Consider the following 16,511-nt stretch of genomic DNA (forward strand, 5'->3'; position numbering starts at 1 on the left):
GGCGAGGCGGAGGCCCGGCCATCCACGTCTTGAGTTGAGGTGACTGATACGACTGACGACGTGGATGCCCGGCACGAGGCCGGGCATGACGAACCATTGCTGTTCGATTTGCTGAATGTCGCGTTCGCGCGAAGACAGAGGATGATCTCATGACCGCCTTCAACGACTACATCGTCAAGGACATTTCGCTCGCCGAGTTCGGCCGCAAGGAGATCTCGCTCGCTGAGACCGAGATGCCCGGCCTGATGGCGACGCGCGAGGAGTATGGCCCGAAGCAGCCGCTGAAGGGCGCGCGCATCGCAGGCTCGCTGCACATGACCATCCAGACCGCGGTCCTGATCGAGACGCTGAAGGCGCTCGGCGCCGACATCCGCTGGGTCTCCTGCAACATCTATTCGACCCAGGACCACGCGGCCGCCGCGATCGCCGCCGCCGGCATTCCGGTGTTCGCCGTCAAGGGCGAGACGCTGGTCGACTACTGGGACTACACCGCAAAACTGTTCGACTGGCATGGCGGCGGCCATCCCAACATGATCCTCGATGACGGCGGCGACGCGACCATGTACGTCCATCTCGGCCTGCGCGCCGAGAACGGCGATGCGGCGTTCCTCGACAAGCCGGCCTCCGAGGAAGAGGAGGTGTTCTTCGCGCTTCTGAAGAAGCAGCTCAAGGAGAAGCCGAAGGGCTACTTCGCCGAGATCGCCAAGTCGATCAAGGGCGTCTCGGAGGAGACCACCACGGGCGTGCATCGCCTGTACGACATGCAGAAGGCCGGCACCTTGCTGTGGCCCGCGATCAACGTCAACGACAGCGTCACCAAGTCGAAGTTCGACAACCTCTATGGCTGCCGCGAGTCGCTGGTCGACGGCATCCGCCGCGGCACCGACGTGATGATGTCGGGCAAGGTCGCGATGGTCGCGGGCTTCGGCGACGTCGGCAAGGGCTCGGCCGCCTCGCTGCGCCAGGCCGGCTGCCGCGTCATGGTCTCCGAGATCGACCCGATCTGCGCTCTGCAGGCGGCGATGGAGGGCTATGAGGTCGTCACGATGGAGGACGCCGCGCCGCGCGCCGACATCTTCGTGACCGCCACCGGCAACAAGGACATCATCACCATCGAGCACATGCGCGCGATGAAGGATCGCGCCATCGTCTGCAACATCGGCCATTTCGACAACGAGATCCAGGTCGCCTCGCTGAAGAACCTGAAGTGGACCAACATCAAGCCGCAGGTCGACGAGATCACCTTCCCCGACGGCAAGCGCATGATCCTGCTGTCCGAAGGCCGCCTCGTGAACCTCGGCAATGCGATGGGCCACCCGTCCTTCGTGATGTCGGCGTCCTTCACCAACCAGACCCTGGCGCAGATCGAGCTTTACGCCAACAACAAGGACGGCAAGTACAAGAAGGAAGTCTACGTGCTGCCGAAGTCGCTCGACGAGAAGGTGGCGATGCTGCACCTCGCCAAGATCGGCGTAAATCTCACCAAGCTGCGTCCCGACCAAGCTTCCTATATCGGCGTCAAGCAGGAAGGGCCGTTCAAGTCGGACCACTACCGCTACTGAGTTCCGGCACGACGCGCGGCGAAACGACGAAGGCCGGGGCATTGCCCCGGCCTTTTGCCTGAGTCATTGACGGTGCGGCAGTGGGGCGCCGTCATTGCGAGCGAAGCGAAGCAATCCAGAGTCGTGGGCGGGACTCTGGATTGCTTCACTCCTCGCAATGACGGAGGTAGTGGCGCGCTCTACGACATCGATGACCGGCTACCACCTGTAGCGAACGAGACGATCACCCCGTCCGCCGCGACGCCAGCGCCGACGCGCGGACCGCCTTCGCGCGCTTGGCCGCGTGATGCTCCGGTCGCGCGGCGATCCGCTTGCGCTTGTTCGTCTCCGCCGCTGCCACCTTCACGGCCGGCGCGCGATGCTTGGCATATTCCTCGCCGTCGACCGGGCCGACATGCGGCGGGTCGCGGTCGAGATAGGGCCGGCCGATGCCGAACGTCTTGCCGTTGGCGTCGACCCATTTCCACAGCGCCTCGGTCGCGACCCAGCGCTGCGCGCGCGTCGCGCCGTTGACGCTGACGATGTCAGCCGCGAGGCCATGGCCGTAGCCGCCGCGCAGGCTGCCGCCGTGATAGGAGCGATTGCTGGCCGCCTTCAGCCCGCTCGCGATCTCCTGGCGATAGTCGTCGCGGAATCCGCTGGTGATGCCCGGCGCGAGACCCGCGGCCTCGGCGGCGTGCAGGGTGTGAAACAGCTTCAGCTTGAAGCCGCGGTCCATGCCGCCGATCACGTATTCGGCCATGCTGCGGCCGACGCGCTCGGCCGCCTTCGGATCCTTCCAGGTAAAGTCATTGTCGACGAGCTTGGTGAAGCTGCGCGTCACCTTGACCATGCGCCCCTTGCGCTTGACCGTGACGACGCGGCGCTCGGTTTCGCGGATCTTGTCGAGCTTCGGCGCGCGCTCATAGAGCGCGAATAGATAGCGGTCGATGCAGGCATCGATGTCGGGGCACTCGTCGAGTATCTCGATGCGGTCGGCGCTGGCGACGGTGGGCCGGGGCGGTTCGGTTGCCGCGTCGGGCGCGGCCTGTTCGTCCGCGGGCAGGACGGCCGATGGGGTGATCGACGCGGTCGTCAGCGCAGGCTCGGCTGCGGTCGGCTGCGGCGACGTCGCGATCGGCTCCGCGACGATGGGCGGCGTCGCCGCCTCGATCTCGGCGGCGGCCGCGGGCCAAGCCGCCGCACAAGCTGCCAGGACAACGGACCGACACAACGCACGCGTCAGAAGCTGCTGCGAGCTCATCATCCGGTCTCCCCAAAATCCGAGCCCCTGCTGGTGAGGGGCGGTCAGGTATCCGATACCTGCGATTGTTCGGCGCTTGGCGGCGAGGTGCAATAACACGACGCCCGTGGCGGGCAGCTTTTGCGGGAACTGTGACATCAGCGCAACGGTGCGCGATTGTGAGTTCCGTGTGTCGCTTATGAGTCCACTCTTGCGCTGGACTGCTGCCCACGTTGCATCGTTCGCCGCAGCAGCTTGCGTCCGGTCAGCATGGCGCATGCGAGATTCTCGTGCTGCAGGCGGCTCACCAGCACGACGCCGGCGACATGCAGCACCACCAGCGGGATCAGCAGATAGGACGTCACCTCGTGGGTGTCCTCGACCCACCAGACGCCGAAGAACCGTACGGTCACCTGCATCGCGCCGGTCACCGCGGAGACGATCAGCAGAAGCAGCAATGCGAGCTGCATCGCCGTGCCGGCGGGATTCAGCCCGAGATAGCGCCCGGTCCTGCCGCGCCGCAGATTCCACAGGTAGGCCGGCGTCGCGCGCAGCCGGGCACGGAGACTGCGGAAGCGCGAATGGCGGGTGCCGATGATGCCCCAGATCAGGCGAAAGGCGAGCAGGCCGAGGATCGCGTAGCCCGCAATCCGGTGCAGCCCGTCATGGACGTTCGGCGTCACCCAGGCGATGAGCACCAGCACGGCGAGCATCCAATGCCACAGCCGCAGCGGCAGGTCCCAGACCTGCACGGTGTCGGCGGTGTCCTGGCGTTTCAGGCTGGCTCTGGGGGCTGTGCCGTGCATGGCTCTCACGTCACGTCGTCCAGCACGCTGGACGACGCTTGCGCCAACTACTTGGCGATCGTGTGCTTCAGGCTGAGATCCTCGGGGCTGTAGAACAGCTCATACAGCTTGCCGCCCTTGACGCCGTAGACCTCGTAGCAGGAGCCCTCGACCTTCGAGCGGCGCACCTCGTAGCCCGCTTCCTTGGCCTTGGCTTCCGCCTCGGCCGTCGGCTTCCACTGGGCCTTGTCGAGCTTGGTGCAGTCCTTGTAGCCGTCGGCCAGAGCCGGCGAGATGGCGAAGCCGGCGAGTGCGGCACCGAGCACGGCGGCGATGGTCAGTCTCATCAATCCCTCCAATGAGCAAATTCAAATACGATGCATCGTGGGATCAGTGGAGACGGCAACCGCCCCGATGTGTCAACGGAGCGGCGGCTGGAATCGCTCTTAGAGCTTTTCCAAGTTCGTGAGGGTCGCGATTTCGGCCGAGAATCGCAGATGGCGCGATGCGCGACGTTACGTCTCGCTCGTGCAGCTGGTCGCGACGCCGTCGTCGTCTGGCGCCCGCTCTCGCCCTGTCCCGCTTGCGGGACAGGGCAGTGCTGCGAATGCCGGGCGTCAGAATTCCAGGTTCGCACCCAGATAGAACGAACGTCCGGGACCGGGAACGGCGGTGCCCCACATCGTCGCAGTGCCCGATACGCCGCCGCCGGTGGCAGCGACGGTCCCGGCCTCCTTGTTGAACGACATCGATGCGCCCTCGCCGACATAGGCGCCGCCGAGCGGCAGGTAGTAGAGCTTGTTGAACAGGTTCTCGACGCCGAAGCTGATGCGCAGCTTCTGCCAGGTGTAGTTGCTGCGCAGGTTGACCAGGCTGTAGCCCGGGGTCTTCAGCTCGTTGCGCGCGACGGAGACGTCGGACTTGCGGCCCACCATCACCAGCTCGAGGCCGCTGTCCCAGCCGTCGAGCCGGTGCGTGAGCGTCAGCCTGCCGTTGATCGGCATGATGTTGTAGAGGCCGCTTCCGGTGTCGAGGTTCCTGCCGTTGGTGTAGCTCAGGACTCCCTTCAGGCCGAAATCGCCGACCGGCGTGCTGCCCAGCGGCACCTTGCCGGACAGATCGAAGCCGTACAGCCGTGCCTGCTGGTTCATGTACTTCATGATCACGAACTGATTGGCGACGGCAGGCACGGCAGCGGTGTTGGTGGCGGCCTTCCACTGCACCGCATCGATGTAGTCGCGCACATGGGTGTAGTAGGTGGTGAGCCGAAGCTCGGCCTCATGGTCGGCGCTGTGCCAGGCGCCGGTGAAGCTCACGGTATGGGCGACCTCGGGTCTCAGATCGGGGTTTCCGAGATAGCCGTTGCCGTCGCCGACGAAGTTGTTCATCTCCAGCGCCATGGTGTTGCGCGACCAGGAATAGCGTTCGTACAGATTTGGCGACCGGGTCTTCTGCATCGCGCCGAACTCGAAGGTGAGATGAGCGCTCGGCGTGTTCCGGAACAGCGCCGTCAGGTCGATATTGTTGTCCTTTCGCGAGCGATCCATGGCGTTGAACGCCGCGCGGGAGCCGACCGAGCTCGTCTCGTACATGCCCGACATGAATCCCGATGTCAGCGGCGTGGTGCTGGTGTTGTAGCCGACGACCGGTCCGGTGTCGGTCTCGACGCGCTCGAACCGCACGCCCAGCAGCGACAGCCAGGACGGGCTCCACTTCGCCTCCCACTCGCTGAACACGCCGGCCCGGTCGCGCTTGCCGCCGTTGATGTTCCAGAACGTCAGCGGCGCCATGCCGCCGATGCAGTTGCCGACGCCGCAATCGGGGGCCGGCGGCCACCAGTCGTCGAGACGGTAGGTCTGCAGATCGACGCCGACGCGGACCACGTCGCGGGGCGACAGCGTGATGTCGGCCTTGGAGGTCAGGCCGTTGGTTTTGGTGCGCGTATACATCGGCATGCCGTTGACCGGATAGCTTGCTCCCGTCGTGTTCGGCGGCTTCAGCGTGCCATACGAGAACAGCCGATCACCGCCGAAGTTCATGTAGTGATCGACGGACTGATGGTAGAGGCGGGTGTCCAGATCGCCCCAGTCGAACCGGCCAAGATGGTGCAGGTTGACGCTGTAGGCATCGTTGGCCAGCATGTCCATGCGCTGGTTCGGGTAGAGCTGATAGGGGACCTCCTGCACCCCCGCCTTCAGCTCGATGAGCTGGCCGTCCTTGCTCCAGGCGACGCCCATCAGATGATTCCTGGTCTCGTAGGCGGATGAGCCGACCTGATCGAGGGGGAGCACCGGCGTGATCGAGCTCCTCAGGGTGAAGTTCTTGAAGTTGCCGCCGGCCGTATAGTTGTCTGCCTTGACCGCAGCGCCGCTGTAGCTGACGCTGTAGTTCTCGGTGGCCATGGTGGCCGACAGGTTGACGCCGCGCACGTTGCCGTTGCTGCGGTAGAACGTGCCGATGCTGCCTTTGGTCAGCAGGCTCTGCCCCGGCGCCGCGAACAGGGCCGCCGGCGAGTTGACCGCGACGGTGCCGCCGATCGAGTCGCCGCCGACGCTCACGGGCGTGATGCCCGCCCAGACCTTGGCCGCGGCGACCTGGGCCGGATCGATGTAGGACAGCGCCGGGTTCATGTGATTGGGACACGAGGCGATGGTGTCCATGCCGTCGACCTTGATGCGCAGGCGGTCGTCGGCGAGGCCATGGATCGCTGGCAGGCTCGAGACTCCGCCGGCCGAATAGAGGCTGACGCCGGGCACATCGGCAAACAGCGCAGCCGTGTCGCTCGTGGCGGCCCGCTTCGCCAGGATGTCACCCGGCGCAACCGAAGTGGCGCCCGGAGGCGCGGCGATGCCGTCGGATGAGGCCGCCTGCGGCGCTGGCGCAACTGCCGGATTGGTCGTCGCCGCATGTGCCCCCCTGCGGCGGACTGCCGTTCGGGCGGCCGGGCGGGGCTGCGGGACAGTGACCGTCACCTGCGGCAACGTGGTGCCGGAGCGAGCGTGCGATGGGTCCTGTGCGAGCACGGGGCTCGAAACGGCGAATGCCAGCAGCGCCGGCGATGTCAGCACGGTGGTTGAGCGGAGCAACGCCCGCCGGACGGGTGTCGAACAATGGTCCATGATGGGATCTCGGAATAGGAATGGGAGAGGCGCCTGGCGGCGAGCGCGCCGTGGCCTCGTGAACACGTTGCGACGAGGCGGCTGCGGGCACGCTGCGGCGGCCGCCGGACGGCAGCCTACAGCGCGCGCCGACGAGACCGGCCGCATCGTGACGGGATGAGATGTCTGGAGTGTCGGCCTAGACGGCCGCCGGTGGTCCGCGAGCGACCGGCAGTTCGAGCGCAGGCCGGGGTGCCGCAACGAGGTCGGTCCGCTCGATCAGGATCGCCACGACCATCTGCATCGGCCGCGCCACGGCGGGTACGTGCGGGACGGTGACGCCGCGCCCGAGCGCACAGAACGGACAGCTCGCGCATTGCTTGGCCGCAGTGCCGATGTCGTCCGACGTCGGACCGTCGGTGGAGCTCTGACAGATGATGGCGACGGCGTCGGGAGCCGCAACCGCAGCGCTCATCGCGGAGAGCGCCAGCGCGGACTGGAAGATCAGGGCCCATGCCGCAAACCAGACGAGAGCGCCGCCGAGCCGCGACAGCGCTGCGCGCCGCCGCGCTGAGCGCATGCGCGCCTCACGTCGTCCTGATGCGATGCCTTGTCGTTGACGCCCCTGACGAGCCACCGGCTGACGCTCCCACCCCTTGGAATGAACTACAGGAGCGAACGTCGCATTGGCAATGGAGTATCTGCGCCGTCGTCGACTCCCGTCACGGTGGATCAATTCGGCCACAGTGAAGTGGCTTCAACTCTGTCGTGAGCCGCGGCGTGAGTGACATGCTGGCGTCCTGCGTCCTGCGAGTCAAACTCAATCGCGGCGCGGTTTCGAGCAACGGATGAGGCCGGGTCTGGACGCCGTCGCCAACAACTGTCAGATACATCCTCATGACCTACCGCATTCACGTCGCAGGCGCTGCACTGGGCAGCCGAATTACCGACCCGGCCTGATCCGTCGGGCCGGGCGTTTGCCTGCGAAATTCTTTGTGAAAATCTCTGGCGTTCCAAGCGGCGCCGCACGCGAGGTCTGTATCCATGTCTCCCAACCAACCGACGCTGCACCTCGTGTGCGGCAAGATCGCTGCCGGCAAATCGACTCTCACCGCGGAGCTCGGCCGCCGTTCAGGCACCATCGTGATCGCCGAGGACGACTGGCTGGCGCGGCTCTATCCCGGCGAGCAGAGCACCCTGGCCGACTACGTGCGCAATTCGTCACGGCTGCGCAGCGTGATGGGGCCGCACGTCGTCGCGCTACTGCGGGCCGGCGTTTCCGTCGTGCTCGACTTTCCCGCCAACACGCCGGCGAGCCGCGCCTGGATGCGCGGCCTGTTCGAAGCAGCCGGCGCGCCGCACCAGCTGCATCATCTCGACGTGCCCGACGAGGTCTGCAAGGCGCGGCTGCGCGCGCGCAACGCGGAAGGCCGCCACGCCTTCACGGTGACCGACGAGGAGTTCGACCTGTTCACGAGCTACTTCGTGGCGCCGACGGCGGACGAAGGGTTCAACGTGATCGTACATTAGCTGGAAACCTGAGACAGTTGCGTGGCCCGGATGAGCACAGCGACATCCGGGCTACGGGCTACGGCGGGCCTGCAAATCAGGGGCTTTGGCGACACGCGCGACGTCCGCGACGTTACGTCTCGCTCGTCACTTGGAAGCCCAGAGCGACCCGCCAGGCCGCTTCAAATTCGGAAGCCGAGATATTGCGCGCGGAAAATCCGCTGAGATCATTGATCTCGGAAATGGACGGAATCGCGCCTTCCGGCATCATGTCGCGCCAGTTCGCCTGGGCGTAGCTGCAAGTCTCAAACCGGCCGCCGGGATACTTCCTGATCCATCTGATCGGATAACGATCCCGATCGAGCTCGCCATAGCACTCGATTTCGATATCGCCGTCCGGGGGATTGATTGTGTGCATGTAGCTATCGGGCGGCCCGACGGACGGCGGTGGTGGTAGGGTGCGGAGATGGTTTATGAAGTCGAGCGCGGCTTGCTGGCTTTCGGGCGGCGCGATCCAGCTCGTGTCCTGTTCCGTCAAGCTCAGCGCCGCGAGGAGTTCGGCGAGCAAGATTGCGACCCCATGTGTGGCGAGCTCAGCGCCATCGATGAAGGCCGTCGGTCCCGTCTCGCCGAGATGCTCGACCGCATGGCGCAGCTCCATCAGAAGAACAGTGCGCCCCGACCCGAGCCTGAGGAGCACGCCTGAGGCGTCGCCGAGTCCGTCCTCCTGCCAAGTCTCCGCCGTCCAGCCATGGCTTGCCGCGAGCTCGGTCAGCGGCCGTCTCACTGTCACGATGGCCATGTCGACGTTCGGGAAGCGATAGTCGAAGATCTGTTCAACGCGCGGCATTGGCTGATCCGGTCCCTACGCAGCTGCTTACGCTCACAAGAGATCTAACGGGCTTCTGTCAACGTGTACCCGTCATGCTGGCTCCGTCCCAAGCGTCAGCGTACTTCCTCGACATCGAATGGCGCTGATGATCGGGACGAATCGCGGCGAAGCGGAGCTGACCATCCGGGCTGCGGGCTGCTATGCTTGGCCGAGCCCAATCCTGAACCTTCGGTTCTGCCGTCCCTTGTTATCTACCTTGAGGATGCGGATGCGCCGCGCCCGCGCCGTCGAGGTGAGATGCGTGCCGCCGCAGGCCTGGCGGTCGAGGCCGTCGATGTCGACGATGCGGATCAGGCCGTCGGCCTGGCGCGGCGGTGCGACCGATTTGGCACGGAACAGTCCCGCGGTCGCCTGCGCGTCGTCATAGGGCATGTCGAAAGCACGCACCGGACGATCGTCCGAGATCGCGGCATTCACCGCGTCTTCCACCGCACGGAGCTGCTCCGGCGCCACCTTGGGCAGGTCGAAGTCGACGCTGAATTCGTCGGTCTCGGTCATGCGGACGCCGGTCAGCAGCGCGCCGTCGAACTGGGTGTAGACGGCGCTGTTGACGAGATGCGCCACCGTGTGCTGCTCGCTCATGCGCTGCCGGAACGCCGGATCGACGCGCAGCTCGATCGCCCCGTCCGGGATGGCGTCATCACCGATCAGGTGCCAGATGCCGTCGGCGGTCGGCTCGAACCCGGTGACGACGCGGACGATCCCGTTCCACGCGATCGTGCCGCGGTCCGGCAACTGGCCGCCGCCGCCGGGATAGAATGGCGAGCGCGCCACCAGCACCGCGCCGGGGCGCGCGTCGAGCGCGGTGATGTCGAGCTCCAGCACGTCGGGACGATCGACAGCGAAAGGGCGGGGCAGGAAGTCGGTCATGCAGAACGGCTCGCAATCGCATAGCTCGGATGAGCGGAGCGACGTCCGGGTTCATCGAGACGGCGCGTGAGGCCCCGCATATGGCTGCGCTCATGCGGGCCACGAAACTACGACGATACGCAGTATCGCCGCGCTGCGCAAATGGCCCTTCCTGTCTCGGCCGCAGCGCCGGGTCTCAACGGCATGCGGCCACCGTGAACCACGCCATGCGAAACGCGCCATCGCCCAGGCGCAGGCACACGGTGTCGCCCGGCTGCAACCTTTCGTACAGCGCCTGCGCAACATGTGCATCGGTGGCTCTCGCGAACGGGCCCCACGGCTCGAGCGTCACCTGATGTGTGGCGAGCCGGCTGTGGCCGAGATGCTTTGACAGCACGCGGCTGCGCAGCAGCGCCGGCGCCGAGCGGTCGAGCGCGGTGTTGAACTGGCCGAGCGCTCCGAACGCATAGGCGGCAACGAAGACGGCAGCGAGCAGCAGCCGCCAGCCGCGCCGGCGGAGCTGGGTTTCGAACCGCGCGGCGACGATGAGGAAAATGATCGCGACCGCGGCTGCGAAGGCCGTCAGCGGCAGCCAGCTGACGAGATTGACGTCCGACAGCGTGCGCGCGGCGAGCGTGCCGGCCGCCACGATGCAACCGGTGCCGAGATTGGCGCCGTAGCCGGAGCCGAGGCCGATGCGGAACCGCCCGGGAAAGCGCAAGGTGAGGACGAGCGCCAGCAGCGGAATGACGGTGACGACCGCGATCAGCTGGCCGGCCGGAAAGCTCGGGAAGAGCGACCAGGCTGCGAGCCCGATTGCGAACAGCGAGAAGCCCAGGGCGATGCGCTGTGACGGCGCGCCACTGCCGCCGGGGCCGTCATTGTCGCCGGGCCTGTCGTCGCGCGGGTGGGGAGCGTTCATCGCCAGATCCGTATCGAGGGTGTTTCCCGCTGATAGCGGAGGAGGGTTGACCGACGACGAATGCGCCGGCGATTTGACAGCGACGGGCCGGGTTGCGACTGTCCGCAGCCAGAGCAAGAAAGCTGCACCAGGAAACGCCAGGAACACCGTATGTCAACAGAGCATGTCGACGTGCTGATCGTCGGCGCCGGGCTGTCCGGCATCGCCGCCGCCTATCATCTGCAGCACAAGTGCCCGGGCAAGCGCTTCGCGATCCTGGAGGGGCGGGGCGCGATCGGCGGCACATGGGACCTGTTCCGCTATCCCGGCATCCGCTCCGACAGCGACATGTACACGCTTGGCTATTCGTTCAAGCCGTGGACAGATCCGAAGGCGATCGCCGACGGGCCGCAGATCCTGAAATATGTCCAGGACACCGCGACCGAGAACGGCATCGACCGCCACATCCGGTTCAACCATCGGGTCCGGCGTGCGTCGTGGTCGAGCGCGGACGCATGCTGGACCGTCGAGGCCGAGCGCCGGACGGAGCAGGGCACGGTCGAGACCGTGCGGATGACCTCAGGCTTTCTGTTCATGTGCTCCGGCTACTACCGCTACGAAAAGGGCTACCTGCCGGACTTCAAGGGCATGGCCGATTTCAAGGGCCGCATCGTGCATCCGCAGGCCTGGCCTGAGGACCTCGACTATGCCGGCAAGCGCGTCGTCGTGATCGGCTCCGGCGCGACCGCGGTCACATTGGTGCCGGCGATGGCCAAGTCCGCCGCGCATGTGACGATGCTGCAGCGCTCGCCGACCTATGTGGTGTCGCGCCCGGCGCAGGACGCGCTCGCCAACAAGCTCCGCCGGCATCTGCCCGCCGCTCTCGCCTATCACCTGATCCGCTGGCGCAACGTGCTGTTCGGGATGTATTTCTTCCAGCTCAGCCGGCGCAAGCCGCAGCGGGTCAAGCAGCTGATCCTGGGCGGGGTGCGCGCCGCGCTGGGTCCCGATTACGACGTCGCCACCCATTTCACGCCGCGCTACAACCCGTGGGACCAGCGGTTGTGCCTGGTGCCGGACGGCGACCTGTTCAAGACCATTCGCGAGCAGCGTGCCTCGGTGGTGACGGCCGGGATCGAGACCTTCACCGAGCGCGGCCTGCGCCTCGCCGACGGCCGCGAGATCGAGGCCGATGTCGTGGTCACCGCGACCGGCCTGGTGCTGCAGGTGCTCGGCGGCCTCGAGGTCGTCGTGGACGGGCGCACCGTCGATTTCGCCAAGACGCTCAACTACAAGGGCATGATGTATTCCGACGTGCCGAACCTGGCGGCGACGCTCGGCTACACCAACGCGTCGTGGACGCTGAAATGCGACCTCACCTGCGAATATGTCTGCCGGCTCCTCAACTACATGGACCGGCACGGCTACCGCCAATGCGTGCCGCACAATGACGACGCCACCGTCACGCCGCTGCCGTCGCTGAGCTTCAGCTCCGGCTATGTGCAGCGCTCGGTCGCCGAGCTGCCGAAACAAGGCTCGAAGCGGCCGTGGCGGCTGTACCAGAACTACGCCCTCGATATCGTCTCCCTGCGCTTCGGCAAGGTCGACGATGGCGTGATGCGGTATTCGTGAGGGCAGGGCGCTCCGTCGGATCGTCGGCGCGATCTCGGGCCTCATGGTTCGACACGGCGCTTCGCGCCTCCTCACCATGAGGGGAAACATCTCGCCACCGCAGAGGATTTCGCCACGCACTCGATCCTCATCCTGAGGAGCCCGCCGCAGGCGGGCGTCTCGAAGGATGGCCGCAACGACGGTGTCAGCGTCAGTTTTTATCGGGCGCGACCGTGCGCATGGTGGGGTGGAGCTGGAGCAACCTTCACCGCTCCTCCGCCGCCCCCTCCCGCAGCGGCGCGCGGCTGAGGTCGTTGGCGGCGGCGATCGCCTTGCGCATCAGGCGCACCAGCTCGTTCGCCTCGGCCGCGCTGAGGCCGCGCACCATCAGCCGCTGCGCGGCCTCGACCGCCGGCGTGATCGCCTCCAGCGTCCTTTTCCCCTCATCGGTGATCAACAGCTCCCGTGACCGGCGGTCGCGCGCGCTCGCTCGGCGGACAACGAGGCCTTTCTGTGCGAGCCGGTCGATCACGCCGGTGATCGTGGTGCGGTCATAGGCGATCAGGCCAGCGAGCGTGATCTGGTCGATCGCCGGGTTGGCCGCGATCGCCGCCAGCGCCGCATATTGCACCGGCGTCAGGTCGAAGCCGGCCGCTTCCACCTCCGCCAGAAACACCGCCACGGCGATCTGCTGAAACCGGCGCGCCAGGTGCCCCGGCATGTCCCGCATCTCGGTCAATTCGAATCTCCTGTCACCAGCTTGACAAGCATACTGATGATCAGCATACTGATCAATAAGGAACAGCGAGGGAGGGTGGTCACGTGCAGTTTCATCTCAATGGCTTCCAGCCGGGCGATCCCGAAATCTTCGACACGGCCGAACGTGTCGCGAGCGCCGGCGCGAGCAGCCCGCTGCCGGCCGAGGCCGACGTCCTCATCGTCGGCTGCGGCCCGGCGGGCCTCAATCTCGCCGCCCAGCTCTCTGCCTTCCCCGACATCAAGACCTGCATCGTCGAGCAGAAGCCCGGCCGGCTGCTGCTCGGCCAGGCCGACGGCATCGCTTGCCGCACCATGGAGATGTTCCAGGCCTATGGCTTCGCCGAGAAAGTGCTGAGGGAAGCCTGCTGGATCAACGAGACCACGTTCTGGAAGCCCGATGACGCCAACCGCGCGCATATTGCGCGCAGCGGCCGCGTGCAGGACGTGGAGGATGGCCTGTCGGAGATGCCGCATGTCGTGCTCAACCAGGCCCGCGTGCACGACTTCTTCCTGGACGTGATGCGCCGTTCGGCCGCGAAGCTCGAGCCGCACTACGCCCGGCGACTGCGGGACCTTCATATCGATCCGTCCGCAGGCAATGACGCACACGGCGTGACCGTCAGCTTCGACCGCATCGATCCGGAGCATGAAGGCCAGGTCGAGACCATCAAGGCGCGCTACGTGGTCGGCTGTGACGGTGCACGCAGCATCGTGCGCAAGGCGATCGGCCGCGAGCTGCACGGCGATTCCGCCAATCACGCCTGGGGCGTGATGGACGTGCTCGCCGTCACCGATTTTCCCGACATCCGCTTCAAGTCGCTGATCCAGTCCGCCAAGGACGGCAGCCTCCTGGTGATCCCGCGCGAGGGCGGCTATCTCGTCCGGCTCTATGTCGAGCTTGCCAAGCTCGAGGTCGGCGAGCGCGTGGCGGGCCGCAACATCACCGTCGACGAAGTGATCGCCAAGGCGCAGCGCATTCTCGCGCCATATACGCTTCAAGTGAAGGAGGTCGCGTGGTGGTCGGTCTATGAGATTGGCCAGCGCATCACCGACAAGTTCGACGACGTGCCGGAGGCGGAGGTCGCAACGCGGCTGCCGCGCGTCTTTATCGCCGGCGACGCCTGCCACACCCACAGCCCGAAGGCGGGGCAGGGCATGAACGTCTCGATGCAGGACACGTTCAATCTCGGCTGGAAGCTCGCCGCCGTGCTGGGCAAGCGCTGCGCGCCGGAGATCCTGCACAGCTATTCGGCCGAGCGGCGGGCCATCGCCCAGGAGCTGATCGATTTCGATCGCGAATGGGCAGGAATTCTCGCTTCCGCCGCCAAGCAGGGCGGCGCCGATGCGGCCAAGACGCAGGACTATTTCGTGCGCCACGGCCGCTACACGGCGGGCACCGCCACGCACTATCGGCCCTCCGTCCTCACCGGCGACGACACCTTCCAGCCGCTCGCCACAGGCTTCGTCATCGGCAAGCGCTTTCACTCGGCGCCGGTCATCCGGCTCGGCGACGCCAAGCCGGTGCAGCTCGGCCACGTCGTCCAGGCCGACGGCCGCTTCCGCATCTTCGCCTTCGCGGCGGCAGAGGATCCGGCCGCGCCGGGGTCCGCGATCCGCAGCCTGTGCACATTCCTCAGCGAGGATTCCGCCTCACCCCTGCGCCGCTACACCCCGGCGGGCGCCGACATCGACTCCGTGATCGATCTGCGCGCGGTGTTCCAGCAGGGGCATCGCGAGCTCGCGCTCGAACGAATGCCGGAGCTGCTGCTGCCGCGCAAGGGCCGTTACGGCCTCATCGACTACGAGAAGATGTTCTGTGCCGATCTGAAGAGCGGCCAGGACATCTTTGCGATGCGCGGCGTCGATCGCGCGGCGGGCTGCATCGTGATCGTGCGGCCCGATCAGTATGTCGCCGACGTCCTGCCACTCGACGACGTCAGGAGGCTGTCGGCGTATTTCGATCGTGTGCTGCTGCCGGTCCGCTGAGGGACGCAGAGGGTAAACGAAATCCAAATCCGGCCCCTGGATTTCAGGGCTTGGCGCTAGTCAGATCCCAAGGTTTCCTCGCTACAAACGAGGTCTCCGGAATGGACGATCGAGTGGGTGAGACGTCGAAATGTTGATGTTGGCGAACCGTCGCAAGAGTGAACGTCGGCTGTGCAGGAGGATCGCGAAGATTCACTACGGCAACGGCAGCCTGCCGCGCGACTGCACGGTCACGGATATTTCCGACGGCGGCGTCAAGGTGATCGCCGAATTCGTCGAGATTCCCCCGCAGTTCACCATCGTCTTCGCGCCCGACCACCAGCGCAAGTGCCGGCTGGCCTGGCGCATCGGCTGCGAGTTCGGCGCCGAATTCATCGATTGAGGCGGGCCGGCCGCGGCCGCTTAACGGGACCTTAGGGTTAATCTGCCAGCGTGCAGATCATCTGGTCCCGAAGTAGTTCAGTTGCATGCGTACGCGGCCCCTCCGCTCTCTCCCTCTGCTCCGGCCGGCCGCGTTCGCGCTGTCGTTCACGGCCGTGCTGCTCGGTCTCGGCGCCTGCCAGACCACCGATCTCAGCGAGGTCACGGGGGCACTGGGCGGCAATCCCGAAAAGAGCCGCGCTGCCGCCGCCGACCCGCGCGCCGAGATCGACCAGCTTCGCGAGCGCTTCCGCGCCAGTCCCGACGATCCCGAGGTGGCGCTGCGCTATGGCAGCGCCCTGCGCGCCACCGGCCAGCGCTCGCAGGCCGTCGCCGTGCTGGAGCAGGCGAGCATCGCAAGCCCCGGCAACAGGACGCTGCTTGCGGCCTATGGCCGTGCGCTCGCCGACAACGGCAATTTCCAGCAGGCGTTCGACGTGCTCAGCCGCGCGCATTCGCCCGAGGATCCCGACTGGCGCATCCTGTCGGCGCAGGGCGCCACGCTCGACCAGATGGGGCGCAACGAGGAGGCCCGGCAATACTACATGACGGCGCTGAAGATCGCCCCTGACGACCCGTCCGTGCTGTCCAATCTCGGTCTCTCCTACGCGCTCACGAACGAGCTGCCGAAGGCCGAGGAGCAGTTGCGCAAGGCGAGCGCGCATCCCGATGCCAGCCCGCGGGTCAGGACCAACCTCGCCGTCATCGTCGGGCTGGAGGGCCGGATGAGCGAGGCCGAGAGCATCGCGCGATCAGGACTGCCGCCGGAGCAGGCCAGCGCCAGCGTCGCCTATGTCAAGCGCATCCTGGAGCGCCGCAAGATCGCGCAGCGCGAGCTGTCGCCGCGCCGTGACCGTCCGGTGGCCGGCGAGCCCGACAAGGCGCTGGCGCGGGCGCTCAGCCGATCCGACGACTGA

The 16,511-nt window shown here is 66.4% G+C and carries 15 protein-coding genes; 6 read left to right on the plus strand and 9 right to left on the minus strand.

Going from position 1 to position 16,511, the window contains the following annotated elements:
- Positions 1-149: 149 nt before the first annotated feature.
- Positions 150-1,562, plus strand: a complete 1,413-nt coding sequence (gene ahcY / locus ACQR1D_RS08640; RefSeq protein WP_434837795.1) for an adenosylhomocysteinase — start codon at positions 150-152, stop codon at positions 1,560-1,562.
- Positions 1,563-1,785: 223 nt separating this feature from the next.
- Here ahcY and ACQR1D_RS08645 read toward each other — a convergent pair whose 3' ends face one another.
- From ACQR1D_RS08645 to ACQR1D_RS08665, 5 genes are all read right to left on the minus strand, one after another.
- Positions 1,786-2,808 carry a hypothetical protein gene (locus ACQR1D_RS08645; RefSeq protein WP_434837796.1) on the minus strand — a complete coding sequence of 341 codons (1,023 nt, stop codon included), beginning with the start codon at positions 2,806-2,808 and terminating at the stop codon, positions 1,786-1,788.
- A gap of 173 nt (positions 2,809-2,981) precedes the next feature.
- Positions 2,982-3,590 (minus strand): cytochrome b/b6 domain-containing protein, encoded by a 609-nt coding sequence (locus ACQR1D_RS08650; protein WP_316180106.1) that lies wholly within the window; start codon positions 3,588-3,590, stop codon positions 2,982-2,984.
- 47 nt (positions 3,591-3,637) lie between these two features.
- Positions 3,638-3,916 carry a PepSY domain-containing protein gene (locus ACQR1D_RS08655; protein ID WP_316180108.1) on the minus strand — a complete coding sequence of 93 codons (279 nt, stop codon included), beginning with the start codon at positions 3,914-3,916 and terminating at the stop codon, positions 3,638-3,640.
- A 270-nt stretch (positions 3,917-4,186) separates the two neighbouring features.
- Positions 4,187-6,688 carry a TonB-dependent receptor gene (locus ACQR1D_RS08660; protein ID WP_434837797.1) on the minus strand — a complete coding sequence of 834 codons (2,502 nt, stop codon included), beginning with the start codon at positions 6,686-6,688 and terminating at the stop codon, positions 4,187-4,189.
- Positions 6,689-6,866: 178 nt separating this feature from the next.
- On the minus strand, positions 6,867-7,247 hold the full coding sequence (locus tag ACQR1D_RS08665) for a hypothetical protein (protein ID WP_316216897.1): 381 nt from the start codon (positions 7,245-7,247) through the stop codon (positions 6,867-6,869).
- A 464-nt stretch (positions 7,248-7,711) separates the two neighbouring features.
- On the opposite strand from ACQR1D_RS08665, the gene ACQR1D_RS08670 reads away from it, so the two are divergent.
- Positions 7,712-8,197: an AAA family ATPase gene (locus ACQR1D_RS08670; protein ID WP_434837798.1), complete on the plus strand. Its 486-nt coding sequence runs from the start codon at positions 7,712-7,714 to the stop codon at positions 8,195-8,197.
- Between the two features lie 112 nt (positions 8,198-8,309).
- On the opposite strand, the gene ACQR1D_RS08675 is transcribed toward ACQR1D_RS08670, so the two are convergent.
- The 3 genes from ACQR1D_RS08675 to ACQR1D_RS08685 form a co-directional block, all read right to left on the minus strand.
- Positions 8,310-9,026, minus strand: coding sequence for a DUF6881 domain-containing protein (locus ACQR1D_RS08675; protein WP_434837799.1), 717 nt, complete (start codon positions 9,024-9,026; stop codon positions 8,310-8,312).
- 180 nt (positions 9,027-9,206) lie between these two features.
- Positions 9,207-9,938, minus strand: a complete 732-nt coding sequence (locus ACQR1D_RS08680) for an alanyl-tRNA editing protein (RefSeq protein ID WP_434837800.1) — start codon at positions 9,936-9,938, stop codon at positions 9,207-9,209.
- Between the two features lie 175 nt (positions 9,939-10,113).
- Entirely contained in the window at positions 10,114-10,839 is a 726-nt protein-coding gene (locus ACQR1D_RS08685; RefSeq protein WP_434837801.1) for a hypothetical protein, read from the minus strand.
- A gap of 150 nt (positions 10,840-10,989) precedes the next feature.
- Here ACQR1D_RS08685 and ACQR1D_RS08690 point away from each other — a divergent pair, with 150 nt between their 5' ends.
- Positions 10,990-12,450: a flavin-containing monooxygenase gene (locus tag ACQR1D_RS08690; RefSeq protein ID WP_434837802.1), complete on the plus strand. Its 1,461-nt coding sequence runs from the start codon at positions 10,990-10,992 to the stop codon at positions 12,448-12,450.
- A 244-nt stretch (positions 12,451-12,694) separates the two neighbouring features.
- Here ACQR1D_RS08690 and ACQR1D_RS08695 read toward each other — a convergent pair whose 3' ends face one another.
- Positions 12,695-13,150, minus strand: coding sequence for a MarR family winged helix-turn-helix transcriptional regulator (locus ACQR1D_RS08695; RefSeq protein WP_315803789.1), 456 nt, complete (start codon positions 13,148-13,150; stop codon positions 12,695-12,697).
- A 101-nt stretch (positions 13,151-13,251) separates the two neighbouring features.
- On the opposite strand from ACQR1D_RS08695, the gene ACQR1D_RS08700 reads away from it, so the two are divergent.
- The 3 genes from ACQR1D_RS08700 to ACQR1D_RS08710 all read left to right on the plus strand — a co-directional run bounded on the left by ACQR1D_RS08700 (position 13,252) and on the right by ACQR1D_RS08710 (position 16,511).
- On the plus strand, positions 13,252-15,174 hold the full coding sequence (locus ACQR1D_RS08700) for an FAD-binding monooxygenase (RefSeq protein WP_434837803.1): 1,923 nt from the start codon (positions 13,252-13,254) through the stop codon (positions 15,172-15,174).
- Between the two features lie 136 nt (positions 15,175-15,310).
- Positions 15,311-15,556: a PilZ domain-containing protein gene (locus ACQR1D_RS08705; protein ID WP_315712872.1), complete on the plus strand. Its 246-nt coding sequence runs from the start codon at positions 15,311-15,313 to the stop codon at positions 15,554-15,556.
- A gap of 85 nt (positions 15,557-15,641) precedes the next feature.
- A complete protein-coding gene (locus ACQR1D_RS08710; protein ID WP_315803527.1) occupies positions 15,642-16,511 on the plus strand; it encodes a tetratricopeptide repeat protein in 870 nt (289 codons plus the stop codon).

This window comes from Bradyrhizobium sp. HKCCYLRH2047 (assembly GCF_051168175.1).
Classification (GTDB): domain Bacteria; phylum Pseudomonadota; class Alphaproteobacteria; order Rhizobiales; family Xanthobacteraceae; genus Bradyrhizobium.

Bases quoted from the DNA above. Each gene is read 5' to 3' on its own strand.
- ACQR1D_RS08665 (WP_316216897.1), bottom strand. From the start codon at position 7,247: ATGCGCTCAGCGCGGCGGCGCGCAGCGCTGTCGCGGCTCGGCGGCGCT.
- ACQR1D_RS08655 (WP_316180108.1), bottom strand. From the start codon at position 3,916: ATGAGACTGACCATCGCCGCCGTGCTCGGTGCCGCACTCGCCGGCTTC.
- ACQR1D_RS08675 (WP_434837799.1), bottom strand. From the start codon at position 9,026: ATGCCGCGCGTTGAACAGATCTTCGACTATCGCTTCCCGAACGTCGAC.
- ACQR1D_RS08695 (WP_315803789.1), bottom strand. From the start codon at position 13,150: ATGCCGGGGCACCTGGCGCGCCGGTTTCAGCAGATCGCCGTGGCGGTG.
- ACQR1D_RS08645 (WP_434837796.1), bottom strand. From the start codon at position 2,808: ATGATGAGCTCGCAGCAGCTTCTGACGCGTGCGTTGTGTCGGTCCGTT.
- ACQR1D_RS08670 (WP_434837798.1), top strand. From the start codon at position 7,712: ATGTCTCCCAACCAACCGACGCTGCACCTCGTGTGCGGCAAGATCGCT.
- ACQR1D_RS08685 (WP_434837801.1), bottom strand. From the start codon at position 10,839: ATGAACGCTCCCCACCCGCGCGACGACAGGCCCGGCGACAATGACGGC.
- ACQR1D_RS08705 (WP_315712872.1), top strand. From the start codon at position 15,311: ATGTTGGCGAACCGTCGCAAGAGTGAACGTCGGCTGTGCAGGAGGATC.
- ACQR1D_RS08660 (WP_434837797.1), bottom strand. From the start codon at position 6,688: ATGGACCATTGTTCGACACCCGTCCGGCGGGCGTTGCTCCGCTCAACC.
- ACQR1D_RS08710 (WP_315803527.1), top strand. From the start codon at position 15,642: ATGCGTACGCGGCCCCTCCGCTCTCTCCCTCTGCTCCGGCCGGCCGCG.
- ahcY (WP_434837795.1), top strand. From the start codon at position 150: ATGACCGCCTTCAACGACTACATCGTCAAGGACATTTCGCTCGCCGAG.
- ACQR1D_RS08690 (WP_434837802.1), top strand. From the start codon at position 10,990: ATGTCAACAGAGCATGTCGACGTGCTGATCGTCGGCGCCGGGCTGTCC.
- ACQR1D_RS08680 (WP_434837800.1), bottom strand. From the start codon at position 9,938: ATGACCGACTTCCTGCCCCGCCCTTTCGCTGTCGATCGTCCCGACGTG.
- ACQR1D_RS08650 (WP_316180106.1), bottom strand. From the start codon at position 3,590: ATGCACGGCACAGCCCCCAGAGCCAGCCTGAAACGCCAGGACACCGCC.